At 72.6% G+C, this 21,760-nt stretch carries 17 protein-coding genes and 1 riboswitch; of the genes, 7 read left to right on the top strand and 10 right to left on the bottom strand.

Going from position 1 to position 21,760, the window contains the following annotated elements:
* Positions 1–58 precede the first annotated feature (58 nt).
* Complete coding sequence (locus tag ACZ3KP_RS10870; protein ID WP_358979574.1) at positions 59–859, top strand: VOC family protein; 801 nt, start codon at positions 59–61, stop codon at positions 857–859.
* Between the two features lie 18 nt (positions 860–877).
* On the opposite strand, the gene ACZ3KP_RS10865 is transcribed toward ACZ3KP_RS10870, so the two are convergent.
* The 4 genes from ACZ3KP_RS10865 to ACZ3KP_RS10850 form a co-directional block, all read right to left on the bottom strand.
* A complete protein-coding gene (locus tag ACZ3KP_RS10865) occupies positions 878–1,525 on the bottom strand; it encodes a thymidine kinase (protein ID WP_132893540.1) in 648 nt (215 codons plus the stop codon).
* A gap of 41 nt (positions 1,526–1,566) precedes the next feature.
* Positions 1,567–2,760, bottom strand: a complete 1,194-nt coding sequence (locus tag ACZ3KP_RS10860) for an alkaline phosphatase family protein (RefSeq protein WP_467498268.1) — start codon at positions 2,758–2,760, stop codon at positions 1,567–1,569.
* Positions 2,760–3,347 carry a DUF5998 family protein gene (locus tag ACZ3KP_RS10855; protein ID WP_132893543.1) on the bottom strand — a complete coding sequence of 196 codons (588 nt, stop codon included), beginning with the start codon at positions 3,345–3,347 and terminating at the stop codon, positions 2,760–2,762. The genes ACZ3KP_RS10860 and ACZ3KP_RS10855 overlap by 1 nt, the downstream gene beginning before the upstream one ends.
* A 90-nt stretch (positions 3,348–3,437) precedes the next feature.
* Entirely contained in the window at positions 3,438–6,266 is a 2,829-nt protein-coding gene (locus tag ACZ3KP_RS10850) for a bifunctional acetate--CoA ligase family protein/GNAT family N-acetyltransferase (RefSeq protein WP_467498266.1), read from the bottom strand.
* Between the two features lie 176 nt (positions 6,267–6,442).
* Between ACZ3KP_RS10850 and ACZ3KP_RS10845 the strand changes: the two genes are divergently transcribed.
* Positions 6,443–6,724, top strand: coding sequence for an HPr family phosphocarrier protein (locus tag ACZ3KP_RS10845; RefSeq protein WP_030563197.1), 282 nt, complete (start codon positions 6,443–6,445; stop codon positions 6,722–6,724).
* A gap of 261 nt (positions 6,725–6,985) precedes the next feature.
* Here ACZ3KP_RS10845 and ACZ3KP_RS10840 read toward each other — a convergent pair whose 3' ends face one another.
* From ACZ3KP_RS10840 to ACZ3KP_RS10825, 4 genes are all read right to left on the bottom strand, one after another.
* The gene (locus ACZ3KP_RS10840) at positions 6,986–7,681 is read right to left on the bottom strand and encodes a GntR family transcriptional regulator (RefSeq protein WP_467498264.1); all 696 of its coding nucleotides are present in this window, start codon (positions 7,679–7,681) and stop codon (positions 6,986–6,988) included.
* Positions 7,682–7,873: 192 nt separating this feature from the next.
* Positions 7,874–8,629: a M23 family metallopeptidase gene (locus ACZ3KP_RS10835; RefSeq protein ID WP_467498262.1), complete on the bottom strand. Its 756-nt coding sequence runs from the start codon at positions 8,627–8,629 to the stop codon at positions 7,874–7,876.
* 12 nt (positions 8,630–8,641) lie between these two features.
* A riboswitch (cyclic di-AMP (ydaO/yuaA leader) is annotated at positions 8,642–8,805 on the bottom strand.
* A 191-nt stretch (positions 8,806–8,996) separates the two neighbouring features.
* Positions 8,997–10,385, bottom strand: coding sequence for a M16 family metallopeptidase (locus tag ACZ3KP_RS10830; protein ID WP_467498260.1), 1,389 nt, complete (start codon positions 10,383–10,385; stop codon positions 8,997–8,999).
* The gene (locus ACZ3KP_RS10825; RefSeq protein ID WP_467498258.1) at positions 10,382–11,776 is read right to left on the bottom strand and encodes a M16 family metallopeptidase; all 1,395 of its coding nucleotides are present in this window, start codon (positions 11,774–11,776) and stop codon (positions 10,382–10,384) included. The genes ACZ3KP_RS10830 and ACZ3KP_RS10825 overlap by 4 nt, the downstream gene beginning before the upstream one ends.
* Before the next feature lie 266 nt (positions 11,777–12,042).
* On the opposite strand from ACZ3KP_RS10825, the gene ACZ3KP_RS10820 reads away from it, so the two are divergent.
* Complete coding sequence (locus ACZ3KP_RS10820; RefSeq protein WP_467499219.1) at positions 12,043–14,499, top strand: DNA gyrase/topoisomerase IV subunit A; 2,457 nt, start codon at positions 12,043–12,045, stop codon at positions 14,497–14,499.
* Here ACZ3KP_RS10820 and ACZ3KP_RS10815 read toward each other — a convergent pair.
* On the bottom strand, positions 14,496–15,605 hold the full coding sequence (locus ACZ3KP_RS10815) for a CobW family GTP-binding protein (protein WP_467498256.1): 1,110 nt from the start codon (positions 15,603–15,605) through the stop codon (positions 14,496–14,498). The genes ACZ3KP_RS10820 and ACZ3KP_RS10815 overlap by 4 nt on opposite strands.
* A gap of 139 nt (positions 15,606–15,744) precedes the next feature.
* Positions 15,745–16,911: a citrate synthase gene (locus tag ACZ3KP_RS10810; protein ID WP_467498254.1), complete on the bottom strand. Its 1,167-nt coding sequence runs from the start codon at positions 16,909–16,911 to the stop codon at positions 15,745–15,747.
* 108 nt (positions 16,912–17,019) lie between these two features.
* Here ACZ3KP_RS10810 and ACZ3KP_RS10805 point away from each other — a divergent pair, with 108 nt between their 5' ends.
* The 4 genes from ACZ3KP_RS10805 (at position 17,020) to ACZ3KP_RS10790 (ending at position 21,748) form a co-directional block, all read left to right on the top strand.
* Positions 17,020–18,279: a citrate/2-methylcitrate synthase gene (locus ACZ3KP_RS10805; RefSeq protein WP_467498252.1), complete on the top strand. Its 1,260-nt coding sequence runs from the start codon at positions 17,020–17,022 to the stop codon at positions 18,277–18,279.
* A 67-nt stretch (positions 18,280–18,346) separates the two neighbouring features.
* On the top strand, positions 18,347–19,291 hold the full coding sequence (locus ACZ3KP_RS10800; protein ID WP_467498250.1) for a sucrase ferredoxin: 945 nt from the start codon (positions 18,347–18,349) through the stop codon (positions 19,289–19,291).
* Positions 19,292–19,391: 100 nt separating this feature from the next.
* Positions 19,392–21,047, top strand: coding sequence for an ATP-binding protein (locus ACZ3KP_RS10795; protein WP_467498248.1), 1,656 nt, complete (start codon positions 19,392–19,394; stop codon positions 21,045–21,047).
* A 20-nt stretch (positions 21,048–21,067) separates the two neighbouring features.
* On the top strand, positions 21,068–21,748 hold the full coding sequence (locus ACZ3KP_RS10790) for a response regulator (RefSeq protein ID WP_467499217.1): 681 nt from the start codon (positions 21,068–21,070) through the stop codon (positions 21,746–21,748).
* Positions 21,749–21,760 lie beyond the last annotated feature (12 nt).

The following is a 21,760-nucleotide window of genomic DNA, read 5'->3' as shown; positions in this document are numbered from 1 at the left end:
ACCCGTCCGCGGAACGGAAGCGACACGGCCACCGCGAGGGGCCGAGGAGAGAGTGACGATGACCGAGGTACGGGGATCGGCCGGCCCGAACGGCACGCACGCTCGGCGCGCGCCCGGCACCCCCTGCTGGGTGAGTCTGATGGTGCACGGCTTGACCACGACCGAGGAGTTCTACGGAGCGCTGTTCGGCTGGGAGTTCGAGCCCGGCCCGCAGCAGCTCGGCCCCTACGTCCGGGCCCTGCTCGACGGGCGGGAGGTCGCGGGCATCGGTCAGCTGCCGCCGGACCTGCGGCTGCCGATCGCCTGGACGCCGTACTTCGCCTCGCACGACGTGGATCTGACGGCGGAGACGGCCCGGCTGTGCGGGGGCACGGTGGGAGTCGGTCCGCTCGACGCGGCCGAGGCCGGGCGGATGGCCATCGCCAGTGACCCCTCGGGCGCGGTGTTCGGCATCTGGCAGGCCTCGGCCCACCTCCTCACCTCCCTGACCGGGGTTCCGGGCACACCGGTCTGGGACGAGCTGCTCACCTTCGAGACGTCGAGCGTCGCCAAGTTCTACGAGACGGTGTTCGGCTACGAGGAGGAGCCGGTGGTGTCCGCCGACTTCGACTACGTGACCCTGCACGTGGGGGGCCGCCCGGTGGCCGGCATCCACGGCGTCGGCCTCTCGCTGCCCCGGGACCGGGGACCGCACTGGCTGACGTACTTCCAGGTGGCCGACCTTGACACGACCCTGCGTGCGGTCGCCGAGCTGGGCGGGCAGGTCCTGAAGCCGGCCCGGGACAGCGCGCACGGCCGGGTCGCCACGGTGGCCGATCCGGAGGGCGCGGTCTTCTCGCTGATCGAGGACCCGCGGTGACGGGCCGGTACCGGCGTCCTACGTGGTGACCGGGAGCACGTCCGGGGACAGGGCCGCCGCGCGGGCCGACGCGGCGGTCATCCGGCGCCGGTGGTGGCGTCGGCAGAGCACTTCGTAACCCACCTTCCCGGCCGCCTCGTTGACGTCCCCCACGACAACCTGGGCGCCCTCGACGACCATCTCGCCGCCGACCGTGCGGGCGTTGTGGGTGGCGCGGGCGCCGCACCAGCACAGCGCCTCGACCTGGAGAACCTCGACGCGGTCGGCCAGCTCCACCAGCCGCTGGGAGCCGGGGAACAGCTTGGAACGGAAGTCGGTGGTGATACCGAACGCGTAGACGTCGAGACCGAGATCGTCGACCACGCGCGCGAGCTGGTCGATCTGCTCCGGTCCCAGGAACTGCGCCTCGTCGGCGATGACGTAGTCGGCCCGGCCGCCCTGGGAGAGATGGTCGACCAGGTAGGCGTACAGGTCCTGCTCGTCCTCGACCTCCACGGCGTCGGTGACCAGTCCGAGGCGGGAGGAGAGCTTGCCGTGGCCCGCGCGATCGTCACGGCTGAAGATCATGCCGACGAGGCCGCGCGCCGATCGGTTGTGCTCGATCTGCAGAGCCAGCGTCGACTTCCCGCAGTCCATCGTTCCGGAGAAGAACACCAGCTCGGGCATGGGGAGTTGAGCACCTTTCGGCGAGTTTCGGTCAGGGGGCGTCAGGAGCGTACTTCGAGCAGCGGCACGAGCTGCTCGGCGGGGGTCATCGAACCGTGGTTGCCGACCATCGCCGACTCCTTGGGCTCCCGCTCGGAGGCGATGATCAGGACGTCGTCGTGCGCGGCCGCGACGACGTCGCCGATCCGCTCGTACACCCGCTCGTCGAACCTGGCCGGCGGGCCGAACCAGCCGGCGGTGATCGCCTCGTCCCGCGAGGCCACCCAGAACTGCTCGCCGAGCACCTCGCGCCAGCAGGTCAGCACGTCGTTCTCGGCGCCCGGCACCGCGTACACGTGCCGGGCCCGGCCCTCGCCGCCGAGCAGCGCGACCCCGGCCCGCAGCTCCCAGTCCTCGTCGAAGTCGATGCGGTGCTGTTCGTCGAACGGGATGTCGACCATGCCGTGGTCGGCGGTCACGTAGAGCGCGCTGCGCGGGGGCAGTTGTTCGGCGAGCCGCTGCACCAGCCGGTCGACGTGCATCAGCTGACCCCGCCAGGTGTCGGAGTCGACGCCGTAGCGGTGGCCCGCGCCGTCCAGTTCGGCGTAGTACGTGTACACGAGGGACCGGTCGGCGGCGCCGAGCTGCTCCGCCGCGAGGTCCATCCGCTCCTCGCCGGTCAGCCGCCCGTGAAACGTTCCGCCGCTGAGCGCGACCTTGGTGAGCGGGGTGCGCTCGAAGGTCGGCGAGGACACCTGGGCGCAGTGCACCCCGGCGTCCTGGGCGAGCTGGAAGACGGTGGGGTACGGCTGCCAGGCGGCCGGGTCGGTCCAGGGCTGCCAGCGGAGCTGGTTCATCAGCTCACGGGTCGACGGGTTGCGGACCGTGTAGCCGGGCAGACCGTGCGCGCCGGGCGGCAGACCGGTACCGACGGAGGCGAGGGAGGTCGCGGTGGTCGCCGGGTAGCCTGCGGTGATCGGCCGTGCCGTGCCCCCGCGCGAGCTGCCGAGCAGCGAGGTCAGGTAGGGCGCCTCGGCGGGGTGGGCCTTGATCTGCTCCCAGCCCAGCCCGTCGATCAGGAAGACACAGTTGCGGTCCGCCGGGGTGAGCTCCGCGATCGACGCGGTCATTCCGGGTACGGCCATCCCGGCGGCCAGGGTGGGCAGGAGGTCGGCGAGGGAGCCGCTGCCGTACTCGGGCAGCGGAGCGGAGCCGAGGGCGAGGGGTTCCGGATGGTCCCAGGCGGCGTACGCCATCAGCGTGTGACGTCCGCGGTCGCCTCGGAGATCGCCTGCGCGAAGGCGAGCGCCTGGCGCACCGTCTCCGGGCCGTCCCCGGCCTCGCTCACGCGCAGGCTGAGGTCGTCCGCCGTGGAGCTGCCGGTGTAGCCGTGGTCGGCGTCGCAGTTGGGGTCGCCGCAGGCGGCGGGCTCCAGGTCGATCCGGGAGACGGCGCCCCAGCCGATGGTCAGCACGATCTCCCGGGGCAGGGTTCCCGGCGTGTACTGCTCCGGGTTGGCGACCACCCGGCTGACCACGACCGACGAGATCCGGCCGAGCTTGACGGACTCCGTCGAGGTGGTGGCGTACGGCGTCGGGGAGGTGCTGTCGGCGGCCTGCTCGTCGGTGTGGCTGACGATGAAGCGGTTGCCGGTGAGGACGAGCACGGTCACGTGCCGCCGCACCTCGTTCTGGTCGAACGTCGTCTCCTGGTGGACCAGGTACGACCGGATCGGCTCACCACCCACGGCAGCCTCCACCGCCTCGGCCACGAGGGCCGGGTAGTAGCCGCTGCGCTCGATCGCGACGCGCAGCCCCTGGGTCGTCGTACTGGTCTTGGCCATGGCGTCCATCCTAATCCGTGGGCAAGGGGCCCCGGGCCAGTCACGGGCACCTCCTCGAACCGCGCCACCGGGTGCGGAGGTTCGCCGCCCTCAGTACGCGGGCAGGGTGCGGGGGCCGAGGTCGTCGCGGGCCGGCGGGGGTGCGAGGCGGACCGTGGCACCGAGGACGCTCACGCCCCGCCGGGCGACCACGACCGGTTCCAGGGTGACCGCCACCACCTCCGGGTGGTCGTCGACCAGCCGGGAGACCCTGAGCAGCAGCTCCTCCAGGGCGGGCGTGTCGACGGGGGCCGAGCCGCGCCAGCCGAACAGCAGGGGTGCGGTCCGGATCGACCGCACCAGCGAGGCCGCGTCCCGGTCGGTGACCGGAACCAGCCGGTGCGCCATGTCGTCGAGCAGCTGCGAGGCGGCCCCGGCGAGCCCGAACGACAGCACGGCTCCGGCCGCCGGGTCGATCACGGCCCGTACGACGGTGTCGACGCCCCGGGGCGCCATCCGCTGCACCACCGGCCGCAGCCCCTCCGGCGGCCCGAACAGGTGTGCCAACTCTGCGTAGGCCCGGCGCAGTTGCTCCTCGTCCGCGAGGTCGAGGCGGACGCCGCCCAGGTCCGCGCGGTGGCGCAGATGGGGAGCGGTGGCCTTGAGGGCGACGGGGTAGCCGAGGTCGCGGGCGGCCCGGACGGCGGCGTCCGGGCTGGGCGCGGGCAGCGCCCGGTGCACCGGGATCCCGTACCTGCCGAGCAGCGCGCAGGTCTCCTCGACGCCGAGGGTGAGGCCCTGGCCGGCCGCCGACAGCGCGCCGACCAGCTCGGCGGCCCCCTTCTCGTCGATGTCGTCGTATTCGGGCACCCGTCCGGGCTCGGCGGCCTCCCGCCGCCACTGCGCGTACTTCACGGCCTCGGCGAGCGCCCGCACGGCGCGCTCGGCGGCGGGGTAGGCGGGGATGAGCCGGGAGTACGAGTGGCGCACCGCGGTGGGAAGCACTTCCGCAGGGGGGACCGGGTGGGTACCGGCGCCGGTGCCCGGTGCCGTCGTTCCCGCCTGCGGTGCGGTACGTCCCGCGGCCGACAGCGCCTCCGCCAGCCCCCCGAGTTCCACGTGCACCACCAGCACGGGCTTCCCGGGCACCGACTCGGCGGCCGACCGCAGCGCCTGGGCCAGCTCGGCGTCCCCCACCGGTCCCTCCCCGATCGCCGGTATCGCCGTCACGACCACCGCGTCGCAGGACTCGTCCGCCAGCGCCCGGGCCAGCGCCCGGTGGAAGTCGGCCGCGGTCGCCCCGGTCGTCAGGTCCAGCGGCCTGGCCGGGCGCAGCCCCTCCGCGAGACACCGGTCGTACGTCAGCAGCCCCAGCGACTCGGAGTTCCCGAGGATGGCGACCCGGGGTCCGGACGGCAACGGCTGCCGTGCGAGCAGCAGACCCGCGTCGACGAGTTCGGTGATCGTGTCGACGCGGATCACCCCGGCCTGCCGCAGCAGCGCGGAGACCGTGGCGTACGGCAGCCGCGTCGCCCGTACCGCGTGCCCCTGCGGTGCCGATCCCGCGCTCTGCACCACGACCAGCGGCTTGACGGCCGCCGTGCGCCGTGCGAGCCGGGTGAACTTGCGGGGGTTGCCGATCGACTCCAGGTACATGAGGACGACGTCGGTCTCGGGGTCGTCGTACCAGTACTGGAGCACGTCGTTGCCGGAGACGTCCGCGCGGTTGCCCGCCGAGACGAAGGTGGACACGCCGGTGGTCCCGGTGACTCCCCCGCCCCGCCGGTGCAGCCGGGACAGCAGGGCGATGCCGATGGCGCCGGACTGGGCGAACAGCCCGATGCGGCCGGGGCGCGGCATCTCGGGCGCGAGGGACGCGTTCAGCCGGACGTCGTCCGCCGTGTTCATGACCCCGAAGGCGTTCGGCCCGATGATCCGCATGCCGTACGTGCGCGCGCGGCGGACCAGTTCGCGCTGGCGTTCACGGCCGTCGGGACCGCTCTCCGCATAGCCGGAGGCGAGGACCACGAGGCCCTGGACGCCGTGCTCCCCGCACGCGGTGACGACGTCGGGGACGTGGTCGGCGGGTACGGCGACCACCGCGAGGTCCACCGGTCCTGCGATGTCCCGTACGGAGCGGTGCGCGGGCACCCCGTCGACCTCCTTGAGGTCCTCGGGGAAGGCCAGGTTCACGGCGTGCAGACGACCGGTGAAACCGGCGTCCCTGAGGTTGCCGAGAACGCTGCGGCCCACCCCGCCGGGCGCGCGGCCGACGCCGATCACGGCCACGGAGCCGGGCGCCAGCAGCCGTCGTACCGAACGGGCCTCGGCGCGCTGCTCGCGGGCCTGTTGGACGGCGACCGAGCGGTCCGTGGGCTCCAGGCCGAACTCCAGGCGGACTACGCCGTCCTCGAAGCTGCGCCTCTGGGTGTAGCCGGCGTCCGTGAACACCTTGATCATCCTGCTGTTGGCGGGCAGCACCTCGGCGGCGAACCGGCGGATCCCGCGCTCGCGCGCGACGGCGGCGATGTGCTCCAGGAGGGCGGAGGCGACTCCGCGGCCCTGGTGGGCGTCCTGGACGAGGAAGGCGACCTCGGCCTCGTCGGCGGGGGCGGAGGCGGGCGTGCCGTCGGCGCCGATGCGGTCGTAGCGTACGGTTGCGATGAACTCGCCGCCGATGGTGGCCGCGAGTCCCACCCTGTCCACAAAGTCGTGGTGAGTGAAGCGGTGGACGTCCTTGGCGGAGAGTCTGGGATAGGGCGCGAAGAAGCGGTAGTACTTCGACTCGTCCGAGACCTGCTCGTAGAAGCTGACCAGGCGGTCGGCGTCATCGACGGTGATGGGCCGGATGCGCGCGGTACCACCGTCGCGCAGCACCACGTCCGCCTCCCAGTGGGCGGGGTACTCGTGCCGGTCCTGCCGGTCCGCCGGGGTCTGCATGGGCCCCAGAGTACGGCTCGCGTCCGACAACGGCGCGAGGCAGTCTGTGGAGGACGGAAGCCGGACCGAGGCCGCGGTCCGGTGACACACCCGGAGGGACCCACGTCCGCTCCGGGGATGCTTCACGATATGGAAAACTGGTCTAGACAACCCTGAACACCGAAGGGCAGCATCACATGGCTGAGCGCCGCGTCAACGTCGGCTGGGCCGAGGGCCTCCACGCCCGCCCCGCTTCCATCTTCGTCCGAGCCGCCACGGCCGCAGGCGTCCCGGTGACGATCGCCAAGGCCGGGGGCAACCCCGTCAACGCGGCCTCCATGCTGGCGGTCCTGGGTCTGGGCGCCCAGGGCGGCGAGGAGATCGTCCTCGCCTCCGACGCCGAGGGTGCGGACGCCGCCCTCGACCGGCTGGCCAAGCTGGTCGCCGAGGGCCTCGAGGAACTCCCCGAGACCGTCTGAGCGCCACAGCGCCCGCACGACCGGGGCCGCGCCACCCCTCCGGGGGTCGGCGCGGCCCCGCTCTTTTCACGCACGAAAGGCACCCGGCCGCAATCAGCGGCACGCTTGAATAAGTGCGCACCGCAATAGGGCGCACTCGGCAGCGGCACGCGCAAAAAGGGGCACGCCCGATACGGGCGCACCTGGATATGGACACGCCTGGATACGGGCAGCGAAAAAACCGCCCCCGCGAATAACACCTCTTTGTATACGGCGCCCGTGTTAATGCCGCACGCCCGACATGTTTACGGGATGTTGCGAAGTCCTCACACCGTTCGCCCGTTCGGTGGCACCGGGAAACCGGAGCCGGTGGAAGGCCGTGGAGCGCTCGGTGTGCAGCGCCGTCACCGCCCGGGCGCGCTCCCCGTCCCCGCGCGCCACCGCGTCCACGATCGCGCCGTGCTCGGCCCAGGACTCCACCGGGCTGACGGGCGCCTCCACCGTGTACATCCAGGCGATCTTGTGCCGCAGCTGGGTGAGCGTCGACGTCAGGGCGTGGCTGGCGGATGCCTGGGCGAGCGTCTCGTGGAACCAGCCGCCCAGCGAGCGCAGGTCGTCGCTGTTGCCCGTCCTGGCCCGCTCCTGACCCAGCCTGACCAGCCCGCGCAGCACCTTCAGGTGGGCCTCGGTGCGGCGCTGGGCGGCCCGCAGGGCGCCGAGCGGCTCCAGGAGCAGGCGCATCTCCAGCAGGTCGGCGGCCTCCTGCTCGGTCGGTTCGGCCACGCACGCGCCCGCGTGCCGGCGGGTCACGACGAAGCCCTCGGCCTCCAGAGTGCGCAGCGCCTCGCGGACCGGGACGCGCGAGACGCCGTAGCGGCGGGCCAGGAGTTCCTCGGTGAGCCGGCTGCCGCGCTCGTGGACACCCGCGACGATGTCGTCCCGGATCGCCGTGCATACCGAGTGCGCCGGAATACGCATGTCCGACCTCCGCCTTAATCCCCGTGAAACGCCGCCGAGTGACGCCGGTTCCGTGACTCTATTGCAATGCGCGGGAATTTCCGACGGAGGGCCGGAATCCATGAGTATTTTTTGGACAGCGGGGGCGCGAAAACGGCGAAAGCCCCGGCCGGCCGCCGGGGCTTCGCAGGATGTCGCCGGAAAAGGCTGACGTCAGACGTTCACTCCGTGTTTGCGGAGGTAGGCGACCGGGTCGACGTCGGAGCCGTACTCCGGGGTCGTGCGGGCCTCGAAGTGGAGGTGGGGACCGGTGGTGTTGCCGGTGGACCCGGACAGGCCGATCTGCTGGCCCGGGGTCACCTGCTGCCCCACCGAGACGCCGATGGACGACAGGTGGCCGTACTGGGTGTACATGCCGTCGGCCATCTTGATGACGACCTGGTTGCCGTACGCCCCGCCCCAGCCGGTGGAGACGACCGTGCCGGTGCCGACCGCGTGCACGACGGTGCCGGCGGCGGCGTGGAAGTCGATGCCGGTGTGGGAGCCGGAGGACCACAGGGAGCCGCCGGTCTTGTAGCCGGTGGAGACGTACGAGTCGCTGATCGGCGCGACGAAGGCGTTGAGGCGCTTGCGCTCGGCCTCCCGCGCGGCCCGTGCCTTGGCCTCGCGCTCCTTCTCGGCCCGCGCCGCGGCCCGCTCGCGCGCGGCCTGCTCGGCCGCCTTGCGCTCCGCTTCGGCCTGCTGCGCGGCGGCCTGGGCGTCGACGTGCTCGGCGACCGAGTCGCTGACCGTGATGACCGGGGTGAGACCGGTCTGCTCGACGGAGTTCTCGGCGGCGAGCGCCGGGGCGGCGGAGACGGTGCCGATGACGCCGGTGGTGGTGAGGGCCGCGATGCCGACGGCCTGCGCGGTGGTGCGCGTCACGCGGCCGGGACGGCGGTGCTTCCCGGAGGCGCACATGAACGCCATGTAGAGGCTGGTCCTTTCCTTCCCTCTCGCCTACCGGGTTAGCTGACGGGTTCGGAGCAGGAAGGTCTCCTACGGACCCCCTCGCGACACGCGCGGGCGCCCGATTCACCCCAGGGACTGCGTGGGTCCCCGGCTCCCCTGGCTCGCGCCGTACGGGGACTCGGCGATGGCTGTCCGGTGCCGCGGGCGCGGCTCGGTGCCTGACGGACAGCCCGAAGGAACCTACGGCGGCGTTCTTTCAAGACTCAAACCGATCGCGGCTTTTGTAGCGCATCCCACAGGGCAGACAGGCAACCTCCGCCCCAATTCGGACATACGAGAGCCCTGGTGGCCGACGGCCGCCAGGGCTCCGCACGCGCGCGTGGAGCTACTCCGCCGCGACGACGGTCACTTCGCCGATACCGAGGGCCTCGACGGGCTCCCTGATCTGCGCCGCGTCGCCGACGAGGACGGTCACCAGGCGGTCCACCGGGAAGGCGTTCACGACCGCCGCGGTGGCCTCCACGGTGCCGGTGGCGGCCAGTTGCCGGTAGAGCGTGGCCTGGAAGTCGTCGGGCAGGTGCTGCTCGACCTGGTCGGCGAGGGTGCCGGCGACGGCCGCCGCCGTCTCGTACTTGAGCGGCGCCACACCGACGAGGTTCTGCACGGCGACGTCGCGCTCGGCGTCGGTGAGGCCCTCGGCGGCGAGGGTGCGCAGCACCTTCCACAGGTCGTCGAGGGCGGGGCCGGTGTTCGGGGTGTCCACGGAGCCGCTGATGGCCAGCATGGCGGCACCGGTGCCGTCGGGGGCGGAGCGCAGCACCTGCCCGAAGGAGCGGACGCCGTACGTGTAGCCCTTCTCCTCGCGCAGCACGCGGTCCAGACGGGAGGTCAGGGTGCCGCCCAGGCAGTAGGTGCCGAGCACCTGGGCGGGCCAGACCCGGTCGTGCCGGTCGGGGCCGACGCGGCCGATGAGCAGCTGCGTCTGGACGGCGCCGGGGCGGTCCACGATGACCACCCGCCCGGTGTCGTCGGCGGTCACCGGCGGCACCGGCCGGGGCTCTGCGGTGGAGCCGGTCCAGGCGCCCAGGGTGTCGCCGAGCAGCGCGTCCAGGTCGATGCCGGTCAGGTCGCCGACGACGACCGCGGTGGCGGTGGCGGGGCGCACGTGACGGTCGTAGAACGCCCGTACGGCGGCGGCGTCGATCTTCTCGACGGTGTCCTCGGTGCCCTGGCGCGGGCGGGACATCCGCGCGGTCGCCGGGAACAGCTCCTTGTAGAGCTGCTTGGCGGCCCGGCGGCTGGGGTTGGCCAGCTCGTGCGGGATCTCGTCGAGGCGGTTGCGGACCAGCCGCTCGACCTCGCTGTCGGCGAAGGCGGGCGCCCTGAGGGCGTCGGAGAGCAGTCCGAGGCCCTTGGCGAGGCGGGAGGCCGGGACCTCCAGGCTGATGCGGACGCCGGGGTGGTCGGCGTGCGCGTCGAGGGTCGCCCCGGCCCGCTCCAGCTCGGCGGCGAAGTCCTCGGCGGAGTGCCGGTCGGTGCCCTCGGAGAAGGCCCGCGCCATGATCGTGGCGACGCCGTCCAGGCCGGCCGGTTCGGCGTCCAGGGGCGCGTCCAGGAGCACCTCCACGGCGACGACCTGCTGGCCGGGGCGGTGGCAGCGGAGCACGGTCAGGCCGTTGTCGAGGGTGGTGCGGTCGGGGGCGGGGAAGGCCCAGGGCCTGGCCTCGCCCGGCTGCGGCTGGGGATGGAAGTCCATGCTGGCGAGCTCGGTCACTTGGCCGTCTCCTCATCGTTGTCGCCGGCTTCGACCGTGGCTTCGGCCTCGGGGTCCTCGGGCACGTCGGCGTCCTCGACCGCCTCCGGGGACTTGGGCTCGTAGACGAGCACCGCGCGGTTGTCGGGGCGCAGCCGGGCCTTGGCGACCTCCTGGACCTCCTCGGGGGTGATCTGGAGGACGCGCTGGACGGCGGTCAGGGCGAGCTGCGGGTCGCCGAACAGGACGGCGAACCGGCACAGTTCGTCGGCGCGGCCGGCCACCGTGCCGAGCCGGTCCAGCCACTCGCGCTCCAACTGGGCCTGGGCGCGCTCCATCTCCTCCGGCGTGGGGCCCTCCTCGGCGAACCGGGCGAGCTCCTCGTCGATGGCGGCCTCGATGACCGGCACCTCCACGTCACCGGAGGTCTTCACGTCCAGCCAGCCCAGGGACGGCGCGCCGGCGAGCCGCAGCAGGCCGAAGCCGGCCGCGACGGCCGTGCGGTCGCGTCGCACCAGGCGGTTGTAGAGGCGGGAGGACTCACCGCCGCCGAGGACGGTGAGGGCCAGGTCGGCCGCGTCGGCCGCGCGCGTGCCGTCCTCGGGGAGCCGGTAGGCGGCCATCAGCGCCCGCGCGGGTACCTCCTCGACGACGACCTCGCGCAGCTGCTCGCCCATGGTCTCGGGCAGCGCGCCGTCGCGCGGGGTGGGCTTGCCGTCGTGCGACGGGATGGAACCGAAGTACTTCTCGATCCAGGCGAGCGTCTGCTGCGGGTCGATGTCGCCGACGACCGACAGGACGGCGTTGTTGGGCGCGTAGTAGGTGCGGAAGAACGCGCGGGCGTCCTCCAGGGTGGCCGCGTCCAGGTCCGCCATCGAGCCGATCGGCGTGTGGTGGTAGGGGTGGCCCTCCGGGTAGGCGAGGGCGGTGAGCCTCTCGAACGCCGTGCCGTAGGGGACGTTGTCGTAGCGCTGGCGGCGCTCGTTCTTCACGACGTCGCGCTGGTTCTCCATCGACTCGTCGTCCAGGGCGGCGAGCAGCGAGCCCATGCGGTCGGCCTCCAGCCAGAGGGCGAGCTCCAGCTGGTGGGCGGGCATGGTCTCGAAGTAGTTGGTGCGCTCGAAGCTCGTGGTGCCGTTGAGCGAGCCGCCGGCGCCCTGGACGAGCTCGAAGTGGCCGTTGCCCTTCACCTGGGCGGAGCCCTGGAACATCAGGTGCTCGAAAAGGTGAGCCAGGCCGGTACGGCCCTTGACTTCGTGCCGGGAACCGACGTCGTACCAGAGGCAGACCGCCGCGACCGGGGTCAGGTGGTCCTCGGAGAGCACCACGCGCAGACCGTTGGCCAAGCGGTGCTCGGTCGCTGTCAGGCCTCCGGAGCCTGTCTCGGCCGTGGTCGTGTGACCCATGGGCATGTACGTCCCTTCGCTCGCGGAAGCGGTCTCGAACCGCGGTTTTTCTGCCGGTCCTGCCACTGTATGCAAGCGTGCGGGGACCCGGCGAAGTTCCCGCACGACGTACGCCCACAGCGGATCGCGTAGCCTGCGTCAGACCCGCTCTCGAACGCCGCCGGGCGGCGGAGCGGGCCGCGGAGACCGGGTCCTGACCCGGGTTGTCAGTAGGGCGGTCCACAATGGTCCGCGTCAGATCCCGTTCACGCATGAGCAAGGAGCCGGCAGCGATGGCCCGCCGCAGCACGAAGACCCCGCCGCCCGACGACTCGTTCGAGGAGAGGATCCTCGACATCGACGTCGTGGACGAGATGCGCGGCTCCTACCTCGAGTACGCGTACTCGGTCATCTACTCGCGCGCCCTGCCGGACGCCCGTGACGGCCTCAAGCCGGTGCACCGCCGGATCGTCTACCAGATGAACGAGATGGGGCTGCGTCCCGAGCGCGGCTACGTGAAGTGCGCGCGCGTGGTCGGCGAGGTGATGGGCAAGCTGCACCCGCACGGCGACTCGTCGATCTACGACGCGCTGGTGCGGATGGCGCAGCCGTTCTCGATGCGCGTCCCGCTGGTCGACGGCCACGGCAACTTCGGCTCGCTGGGCAACGACGACCCGCCGGCCGCCATGCGGTATACCGAGTGCCGGATGGCCGAGGCGACCAGCCTGATGACCGAGTCCATCGACGAGGACACGGTCGACTTCGCGCCCAACTACGACGGCCAGGAGCAGGAGCCGGTGGCGCTGCCCGCCGCCTTCCCGAACCTGCTGGTGAACGGCTCGTCGGGGATCGCCGTCGGCATGGCGACCAACATGCCGCCGCACAACCTCGGCGAGGTGATCGCGGCCGCCCGGCACCTGATCCGCTACCCGAACGCGGACCTGGACGCGCTGATGAAGCACGTCCCGGGCCCCGACCTGCCCACCGGCGGCCGGATCGTCGGCCTGGAGGGCGTCCGGGACGCGTACGAGACGGGCCGCGGCACCTTCAAGATCCGGGCCACGGTGGCGGTGGAGACGGTGACGGCACGCCGCAAGGGCCTGGTCATCACCGAACTGCCGTTCACGGTCGGCCCCGAGAAGGTCATCGGCAAGATCAAGGACCTGGTCAACGCCAAGAAGCTGCAGGGCATCGCCGACGTCAAGGACCTCACCGACCGCGAGCACGGGCTGCGCCTGGTCGTCGAGATCAAGAACGGCTTCGTGCCGGAGGCGGTCCTGGAGCAGCTCTACAAGCTGACGCCGATGGAGGAGTCCTTCGGCATCAACAACGTGGCCCTGGTGGACGGCCAGCCGCTCACCCTGGGTCTCAAGGAGCTCCTCGAGGTCTACCTGGACCACCGCTTCGACGTGGTGCGCCGCCGCAGCGAGTTCCGCCGCACCAAGCGCCGCGACCGCCTGCACCTGGTCGAGGGACTGCTGACCGCCCTGGTCGACATCGACGAGGTCATCCGGCTGATCCGCTCCAGCGAGAACAGCGCGCAGGCCAAGGAGCGCCTGATGGAGCGCTTCTCCCTGTCGGAGGTCCAGACCCAGTACATCCTCGACACGCCGCTGCGCCGCCTCACCAAGTACGACCGCATCGAGCTGGAGGCGGAGAAGGAGAAGCTCACCGCGGAGATCGCCGAGCTGACCCGGATCCTGGAGTCGGACGCGGAGCTGCGCAAGCTGGTCTCCGCGGAACTGGCCGCGGTGGCCAAGAAGTTCGGCACCGAGCGGCGCACGGTCCTGCTGGAGGCCTCCGGTGCCCCGGCGGCCGTGGTGCCGCTCCAGGTGGCCGACGACCCGTGCCGGGTGCTGCTGTCCTCCACGGGCCTGCTCGCCCGCACGATGAACGGCGAGCCCTTCCCGGCGGACACCGACGGCAGGCGCGCCAAGCACGACGTGATCGTCTCGGCGGTCCCGGCGACCGCGCGCGGCGAGATCGGCGCGGTCACCTCGACGGGCCGGCTGCTGCGGATCAACGTGGTCGACCTGCCGCAGCTCCCGGAGACGGCCGGCGCCCCCAACCTCGCGGGCGGCGCCCCGCTGTCCGAGTTCCTCTCCCTGGAGGACGGCGAGAGCGTGGTGTGCCTGACCACGCTCGACGAGTCCTCGCCGGGTCTGGCCCTCGGCACCGAGCAGGGCGTCGTCAAGCGGGTGGTGCCCGACTACCCGTCCAACAAGGGCGAGTTGGAGGTCATCACCCTCAAGGAGGGTGACCGGATCGTCGGCGCCATGGAACTGCGCACCGGTGAGGAGGACCTGGTCTTCATCACGGACGACGCGCAACTGCTGCGCTACCAGGCTTCCCAGGTGCGTCCGCAGGGCCGTCCGGCGGGCGGTATGGCGGGCATCAAACTCGCGGAGGGGGCGAAGGTCATCTCCTTCACGGCCGTGGACCCGGCGGCCGACGCGATGGTCTTCACGGTGGCCGGCTCGCGCGGCACGCTCGACGACTCGGTGCAGACGACGGCCAAGCTGACCCCGTTCGACCAGTACCCGCGCAAGGGCCGGGCCACCGGCGGTGTGCGCTGCCAGCGCTTCCTCAAGGGCGAGGACTGCCTGTCCTTCGGCTGGGCCGGTCCGGTCCCGGCGAAGGCGGCCCAGAAGAACGGCACCCCGGCCGACCTCCCGGAGGTCGACCCGCGCCGCGACGGCTCCGGCGTCTCCCTGCCGAAGACGGTGTCGGTGGTGGCGGGGCCGGTCTAGGCCTCGTCGACGTCACGGGCGAGGACCTCGGCGGGGTCCTGGGCGAGGACCTCGTCCGGGTCGTCCGCGAGGCCCTGGACGTAGCGCAGGACGCCCCACATGCCGTGCTCGTCGGCTTGGGGGGCGTCGCTCGTGCACGCCTCCAGCTCCTTGCGGAGCGTGGCGGTGTCGATGCCGGAACCGATCAGCACGAGCTGCGTGAGCCGTTCCCCGCCCGGCTCCCAGGCCTCCGGGTAGAACCGCAGGAAGCGCCCGACGGCGTGCACCGCGTACCGGTTGCGGGTGTCGTAGGGCCCGAAGTCGACATATCCCTTGATCCGGTAGAGCCCCTCGGGTCGGCTGTCGAGGAAGGCCATGAGCCGGCGGGGGTCGAGCGGGCGGCCGGAGACGAAGGACAGGCTGTCGTAGCCGGTGTGCAGATGCGCCGGGTGCTCGCCGTCCTCGTGGTGGTCACGGAGGTCGTCGAAGGACAGCTGTCCGATGCGCTCCTCACCGGGCCGGCAGTCGAACAGGAGCTCGGGGTCGATACGGCCGTAGGTGGCGGGTACGACGGCGGCGGCCCGGTCGGTGAGCGACCGCACGAGCCGCAGGACGCGCTCGCCGCCCCGCTCGGCCCGGTCGAGCTTGTTCACGACGACGAGGTCCGCGAGGGCGAGGTGCCGGTCGATCTCGGGATGCCTGGCGCGCGTGTCGTCGAACTCGGCGGCGTCCACGACCTCGACGAGGCCGCCGTAGACGATTCCGGGGTGTTCGCTGGCGAGCAGCATCCGGACGAGTTCCTGGGGTTCGGCCAGCCCGCTGGCCTCGATGACGATGACGTCGATCCCGGTGGCCGGGTCGGCGAGCCGCTCCAGGTAGAGGTCGAGTTCGCTGGCGTCGACGGCGCAGCACAGGCAGCCGTTCCCGAGCGAGACGGTCGAGTCCCCGAGGGCGCCGGCCACCGCCATCGCGTCGATCTCGACGGCCCCGAAGTCATTGACGAGCGCCCCGATCCTGCTGCCCCCGCTGCGGTGCAGCAGGTGGTTGAGGAGCGTGGTCTTGCCGGAGCCCAGGAATCCGGCGAGGACCACTACCGGGATCTGCCGGGGACGGTGGTGGTGCTCCACGGGGCGGCCTCCCTGACGCGACTGAGGATGGCGGGCCGGTCCAGGATAGGAAACCCCGGGACCGCGCTGCGCGCCCCCGCCGTGGCCGCCGCGGACGGTCGACGGCGTGCCGCCACTCGACGGCCCTGCCTGCGGCGTGTTACCCGGCGGTCCCGCAGACGGCCTTCGGCTGGGGCCCCACGTACCGCGCCACCGGCCGGATGATCTTCGAGTCGGCCGCCTGTTCCAGGATGTTCGCGCTCCAGCCGACCACCCGCGCCGCCGCGAACGTGGGCGTGAACATCTCGCGGGGCAGGCCGCACAGTTCCATGACCACGCCCGCGTAGAACTCGACGTTGGTGTGGAGTTCGCGGCCCGGCTTCAGCTCGGCGAGGATGCTCTCCACCCGCCGTTCCACCTCGACGGCGAACTCGACCCGAGGGCCGCCGAAGCCCTGGGCGATCTCGCGCAGCAGGCGGGACCGCGGGTCCTCGGTACGGTAGACCGCGTGCCCGAAGCCCATCACGCGGTCGCCGGCGAGCACCCGTTCACGGATCCACCCGTCGATCCGGTCCGTGGTCCCGATCGCGTCCAGGGTGTCCAGTGCCCGGCTGGGCGCGCCCCCGTGCAGCGGCCCGGACAGCGCACCGACCGCCCCCACGAGGCAGGCCGCGACATCGGCGCCCGTCGACGCGATGACCCGTGCGGTGAACGTTGACGCGTTGAATCCGTGGTCAATGGTTGAGATCAAGTATTGCTCGACGGCCCGCGCCTGCCGGGGATCCGGTTCCGAGCCCGTCACCATGTACAGGTAGTTGGCCGCGTACGGGAGGTCCGCGCGCGGTTCCACCGGTTCGAGCCCCCGCCCGAGCCGGTACAGCGCCGCGAGGAGCGTGGGTACGGCCGCGCACGCGGCGACCGTGTCGGCGCGCCGCCGGTCCGCGTCGATGTCGTACACCGGCCGCAGCCCCCTCGCCGCGCCGAGCAGGGAGAGCGCGGTGCGCATCCCGGCGAGCGGTCCGGACGCACCGCTCGCCGCGGCCAGCGCGGGCAGGGCGGCCCGGACCTCGTCGGGCAGCCGTCGCAGCCCGGCGGTCTCGGCGGCGAAGGCCGCGGCACGCTCCGGGCCCGGCAGCTCGCCGTGGACCAGGAGGTGCCAGACGTCCTCGAAACCCCGGGTGCGGGCGAGTTCCACGGCCGAGTACTGGCGGTAGTGGTAGTACCCCTCGCTCCCCCGTACGTCCCCCACTTCGGTGTCCGTGACGACGACACCGGCGAGCCCGCGCGGCACCTCGACAAGGGTCGACACGGTCCTGTTGACGGTCATGACATGCCTCCGCTGTCCAGCCTGAACTTGATCCGACTGTCCATGCTTGACTCATCTCCTGTCAATATTGATTGGATCAATACGAGTCGGGGCGGCTACGGTGTCGGCATGCGCGATCAACACCCTGCTCCCGACAGCTCCGAGCGGCGGCTGAGCACCAAGGAGACCGCCGAACTGCTCGGCGTGAAGCCCGAGACGGTGTACGCCTACGTGAGCCGCGGTCAGCTCAGCAGCAGGCGCGAGCCCGGAGGCCGGGCCAGCACCTTCGACGCCGCGGAGGTGGCGGCGCTGGCCCGGCGCAACCGGCGGGAGACGGCGGGAGGTTCCGGCTCCGTCGGCGGAGACCTCTCGGTACGCACCCGGATCACGCTCATCGACGGTGACCGGTACTACTACCGGGGCGTCGACGCCACCGAACTGGCCGCCCACCACTCCTACGAGGAGGTGGCCGAGTGGCTGTGGACGGGCCGGATGGAGCGGGGCGTGGCCTTCGCCGCGCCGAAGGCGACGGTCTCGGCCGCCCGCCGGGCCGTGGACGCGCTGCCCGAGCACACCACCCCCACCGACCGGCTGCGGGTCGCCACCATCGCCGCGGCCGCCGAGGATCCGCTGCGCTTCGACCTGTCCGAGGAAGCCGTCCTCGGCACGGCGCGGGTACTGATCCCCACGCTCGTCGCCGCGCTGCCGCAGCAGCACCGGCGCGGGCCCGACGACGGCCCGCTGGCCCACCGGCTGTGGCGCCGGCTGACCGGCATCGAACCCACCGACGCAGCGCTGCGTGTCCTGGACACTGCCCTCGCGCTGCTCGTCGACCACGACCTGGCCGCCTCCACCCTCGCGGTGCGGGTCGCCGCCTCCGCCCGCGCCCACGCGTACGCGGCCGTGTCGGCCGGACTCGGCGCGCTCGAAGGCCCCCTGCACGGCGCCTCCAGCGGACTCGCGCACCGGCTGCTGCTCGACGTCCTCGACCAGGGCACCGCCGTGCCGGTGATCGCGGACGAACTGCGGGCCGGCCGCCGTATCCCGGGGCTCGGCCACCGGCTCTACCAGGGAGAGGACCCACGCGCGCGCGTGCTGTTCGACCTCTTGGAGGACATTCCGCGCGCCCAGCCCGCCCTCCTCGCCGCGCGCGACATCATGGCGACGACCGCGCGGCACGCTCCGCTGCACGCCAACGTCGACCTGGCGCTGGCCGTGTTCACGGCCTCCTGCGGGATGCCTGCCACCGCGGGGGAGACCGTCTTCGCCGTGGCCCGGACGGCGGGCTGGATCGCCCACACCCTGGAGGAGTACGGCGAACGCCCGCTGCGCATGCGCCCCAGCGGCCACTACGTCGGCCCCAGGCCGCCGCAGCCGCTGCCGGAATGACCCCTTCGGCGGGTGGGCGGGCGGGGCCGGAAGTCACCGCGGGCGAAGTCAGGTTAGGCTCACCTCTGTGAGTAGGTGCGCAACCGTCTCCCGGATGCTCGACGAGCCCGTTTCCGGCACCGCCGCCACCGCGACGACGTGGCTGCTGCTGGAACAGCCGGGCCCCTGGGGTCCCAAGGCGCTCACCTCGAGCCACCTGGACCCCGCGCTCGGCCGCGCGCTGGAGGCCGCCGCCGAAGGGACCGGCGTGCGCATCGCGCTCATCCGCCGCCCCGGCCGCCACGCCGACCCCGGTACGGCCGCCGTGCGGCAGGTGTACGCGGCCCACGTGGTTCCCGGGAACCTCTGGCTGCACAGCGCCGAGACCCGGGACCCGCACCGGCTGCTCGACCTGGACCTCGCGGCGCTCGGCGCGGGCGACCACCGTTCGTTCGGCACCGCGCTCGGCGGCCGGCCGCACTCCGGCAGCCCCCTCGCCCTCGTCTGCACGAACGGCAGGCGCGACCGCTGCTGCGCCCTGCTGGGCCGCCCGCTCGCCGCCGAGCTGGCCGCCTCCGGGGTAAGGGGTACCTGGGAGGTCACCCATCTGGGTGGTCATCGCTTCTCTCCGACGGTGCTCGTGCTGCCGTACGGCTACGCGTACGGGCGCGCCGAGGCCCATGCCGTCAAAGAAGCCCTGCACGGCGCCCAGGAGGGCCGTGTGGTGCTGGAGGGATGCCGGGGGTGCTCCGCCTGGGGACGGCCGGGCCAGGCGGCCGAGCTGGCCGTGCGCGAAGCGGTGGGCGAGTACGGCGCGGGCGCGCTGAGCGTCGTACGCACCGACGGCGCGGCCCCGCGCTGGCACGTCACCGTCGACCACGCCGACGGCCGCCGCTGGCGGGTCGAGGTGGCCCAGGGCGCTTCCCTGCCGCCGCGCCCGGAGAGCTGCGGGGTCTCGGTGCTGGGGTCACCGGCGCGGATGGACGTGGTGTCGCTGCGGGAGCTGCGGACGGCGTCGGCCATCGCGAGCTGATCCTCCTCGTCCCACCCGTCCCGGTTTCCCCAAGAACTGGTCAAGAGATCCGCGCCACACCCCTTAGGTACGGCGCATCCGCGCACGTACCGTCGTGGTCATGAGTCCCACGCCCCCCGCGCGCCGCCTGCGCCCCCGGCTGCCCCGGACGGCGTTCACGCAGGTCCTGCTCATGCAGCTGACGATCGCCGCGGGGGTCGCGGTGCTCGCGACCGGGCTCTTCCTCGCGCCGCTGAGCAAGCAGCTGGACCAGGAGGCGATGCGCAGGGCCCTGGCGATCGCCCAGACCACCGCCCAGGACCCCCAGATCGCCGAGGGCGTCCTGACCACCCCGCCCAGCGTGAACGGTCCGGTGCAGCAGGAGGCCGAACGGATCCGGAAGGCCACCGGCGCGGAGTACATCGTGGTGATGGACAAAGGCGGCTTCCGCTGGTCCCACACCACGCCGTCGGAGATCGGCGGGCATGTGACGACCGACCCCGGGCAGGCACTGAAGGGCAAGGACGTCATGCAGATCGACAGCGGCACCCTGGGCCGCTCGGCGCGCGGCAAGGTACCGCTGTACGACTCCCGGCACCGGATCATCGGAGCGGTCTCGGTGGGCATCGCCTACGACAGCGTGCGCGCCCATCTGCTGAGCACGATCCCCGTGCTGTTCGCCTACGCGGGCGGCGCTCTCGCCGCCGGCGCGCTGGCCGCCTGGCTGATCTCCAGGAGGGTGCAGCGGCAGACCCGGGACCTGGCCTTCTCCGACATCTCGGCGCTGCTCGCGGAACGCGAGGCGATGCTGCACGGCATCCGCGAGGGCGTCGTCGCCCTGGACCGCGGCGGCCGCGTCCGGCTGCTGAACGACGAGGCGCGGCGCCTGCTGGGCATCGGCGACGAGGCCGTCGGCCGGACCCCCGACGAGGCGCTCGGTGCCGGCCGTACGACCGATGTGCTGGCCGGCCGGGTGACCGGCACCGACCTGCTCACCGTGCGCGGCCAGCGGGTCCTGGTGGCCAACCGGATGCCCACCGACGACGGCGGCGCCGTCGCCACCCTGCGCGACCGCACCGAGCTGGAGCAGCTGGGCCGGGAACTCGACTCCACGCGCGGGCTCATCGACGCCCTGCGGGCCCAGGACCACGAGCACGCCAACCGGATGCACACCCTGCTCGGGCTGCTGGAGCTGGAGATGTACGAGGACGCGGTGGAGTTCGTCGGCGAGGTGGTCGGCGACCACCGGGTCACCGCCGAACAGGTCACCGAGAAGATCCAGGACCCGCTGCTGGCCGCCCTGCTGGTCGGCAAGGCGACCGTCGCGGCCGAGCGCGGGGTCGCCCTGTGGGTGTCGGACCGCACTCGCCTCCCGGACCGGCTGATCGACCCCAGGGGGCTGGTCACGGTGGTGGGCAACCTCGTCGACAACGCGCTCGACGCGGTGGCCGGCACTCCGCACGCGCGCGTGGAGGTCGAGTTGCGCACCGAGGACCGCGCGGTCGTCCTCAGCGTGCGGGACACCGGGCCCGGGATCCCGGCCGAGCATCGGGAACTGGCGTTCACCGAGGGGTGGTCCACCAAGAAACCGCCCGCGCACGGCAAGCGCGGCATCGGGCTCCCCCTGGTGCGCCGCCTCGCCGAACGGCAGGGCGGCAGCGCGTCCGTGGGCGAGGCGGAGGGCGGCGGCGCGCAGTTCACGGTGGTGCTCCCCGAGGCATTGACCGAGCCGGAACTCGAACCGGTGCTCACACCGGCCGACGAAGAGACACGATGACCGAACGGCAGGGAAGCACGATGATCGAGGTCCTGGTCGTGGACGACGACGCCCGGGTCGCCCGGGTCAACGCCGCCTACGTCGAGAAGGTGCCCGGCTTCCACGTGGCCGGCGAGGCCCACAACGCGGCCGAGGCGCTGCACCGGCTGGAGACGCTCCCCCGCCTCGACCTGGTCCTGATGGACCACTACCTGCCCGACGGCACGGGTCTCGGGGTGGTCCAGGAGATGCGCCGGCGCGGCCACCAGACCGACGTGATCATGGTGACGGCGGCCCGGGACGTGTCGACCGTGCAGGCGGCGATGCGTCAGGGCGCCCTGCAGTACCTGGTGAAGCCGTTCGCGTTCGCGGGACTGCGCGCCAGGCTGGAGGCGTACGCGCGGCTGCGGCGCGCCCTGGACGGTGGCGGCGAGGCCGAACAGGCCGAGGTGGACCGCATCTTCGGCGCCCTGGCCACGCCGTCCGAGCCGGAGCTGCCCAAAGGGCACTCGCCCACCACCGCCGAGTTGGTCCGCCAGTCGCTGATGAACGCCGGGAGCCCGCTGTCGGCCCAGGAGATCGCCGAGCGGACCGGGGTGAGCCGTCAGACCGCCCAGCGCTATCTGAAGCTCCTGGAACGCACGGGCCGCGCCCGGCTGACCCTCAAGTACGGCGACGCGGGCCGCCCCGAACACCGTTACGTGTGGGCGACCCGCGGCTGAGACGTACGCGTG

The organism is Streptomyces sp. NPDC020958 (assembly GCF_055562175.1).
Note: the sequence above shows the minus strand (reverse complement) of the source record. Positions and strands in the feature narration are given on the sequence as shown.

Bases quoted from the DNA above. Each gene is read 5' to 3' on its own strand.
- ACZ3KP_RS10845 (WP_030563197.1), top strand. From the start codon at position 6,443: ATGGCTGAGCGCCGCGTCAACGTCGGCTGGGCCGAGGGCCTCCACGCC.
- ACZ3KP_RS10810 (WP_467498254.1), bottom strand. From the start codon at position 16,911: ATGACCGTCAACAGGACCGTGTCGACCCTTGTCGAGGTGCCGCGCGGG.
- ACZ3KP_RS10860 (WP_467498268.1), bottom strand. From the start codon at position 2,760: ATGGCGTACGCCGCCTGGGACCATCCGGAACCCCTCGCCCTCGGCTCC.
- ACZ3KP_RS10855 (WP_132893543.1), bottom strand. From the start codon at position 3,347: ATGGCCAAGACCAGTACGACGACCCAGGGGCTGCGCGTCGCGATCGAG.
- ACZ3KP_RS10865 (WP_132893540.1), bottom strand. From the start codon at position 1,525: ATGCCCGAGCTGGTGTTCTTCTCCGGAACGATGGACTGCGGGAAGTCG.
- ACZ3KP_RS10840 (WP_467498264.1), bottom strand. From the start codon at position 7,681: ATGCGTATTCCGGCGCACTCGGTATGCACGGCGATCCGGGACGACATC.
- ACZ3KP_RS10850 (WP_467498266.1), bottom strand. From the start codon at position 6,266: ATGCAGACCCCGGCGGACCGGCAGGACCGGCACGAGTACCCCGCCCAC.
- ACZ3KP_RS10820 (WP_467499219.1), top strand. From the start codon at position 12,043: ATGGCCCGCCGCAGCACGAAGACCCCGCCGCCCGACGACTCGTTCGAG.
- ACZ3KP_RS10835 (WP_467498262.1), bottom strand. From the start codon at position 8,629: ATGGCGTTCATGTGCGCCTCCGGGAAGCACCGCCGTCCCGGCCGCGTG.
- ACZ3KP_RS10870 (WP_358979574.1), top strand. From the start codon at position 59: ATGACCGAGGTACGGGGATCGGCCGGCCCGAACGGCACGCACGCTCGG.
- ACZ3KP_RS10805 (WP_467498252.1), top strand. From the start codon at position 17,020: ATGCGCGATCAACACCCTGCTCCCGACAGCTCCGAGCGGCGGCTGAGC.
- ACZ3KP_RS10795 (WP_467498248.1), top strand. From the start codon at position 19,392: ATGAGTCCCACGCCCCCCGCGCGCCGCCTGCGCCCCCGGCTGCCCCGG.
- ACZ3KP_RS10790 (WP_467499217.1), top strand. From the start codon at position 21,068: ATGATCGAGGTCCTGGTCGTGGACGACGACGCCCGGGTCGCCCGGGTC.
- ACZ3KP_RS10825 (WP_467498258.1), bottom strand. From the start codon at position 11,776: ATGCCCATGGGTCACACGACCACGGCCGAGACAGGCTCCGGAGGCCTG.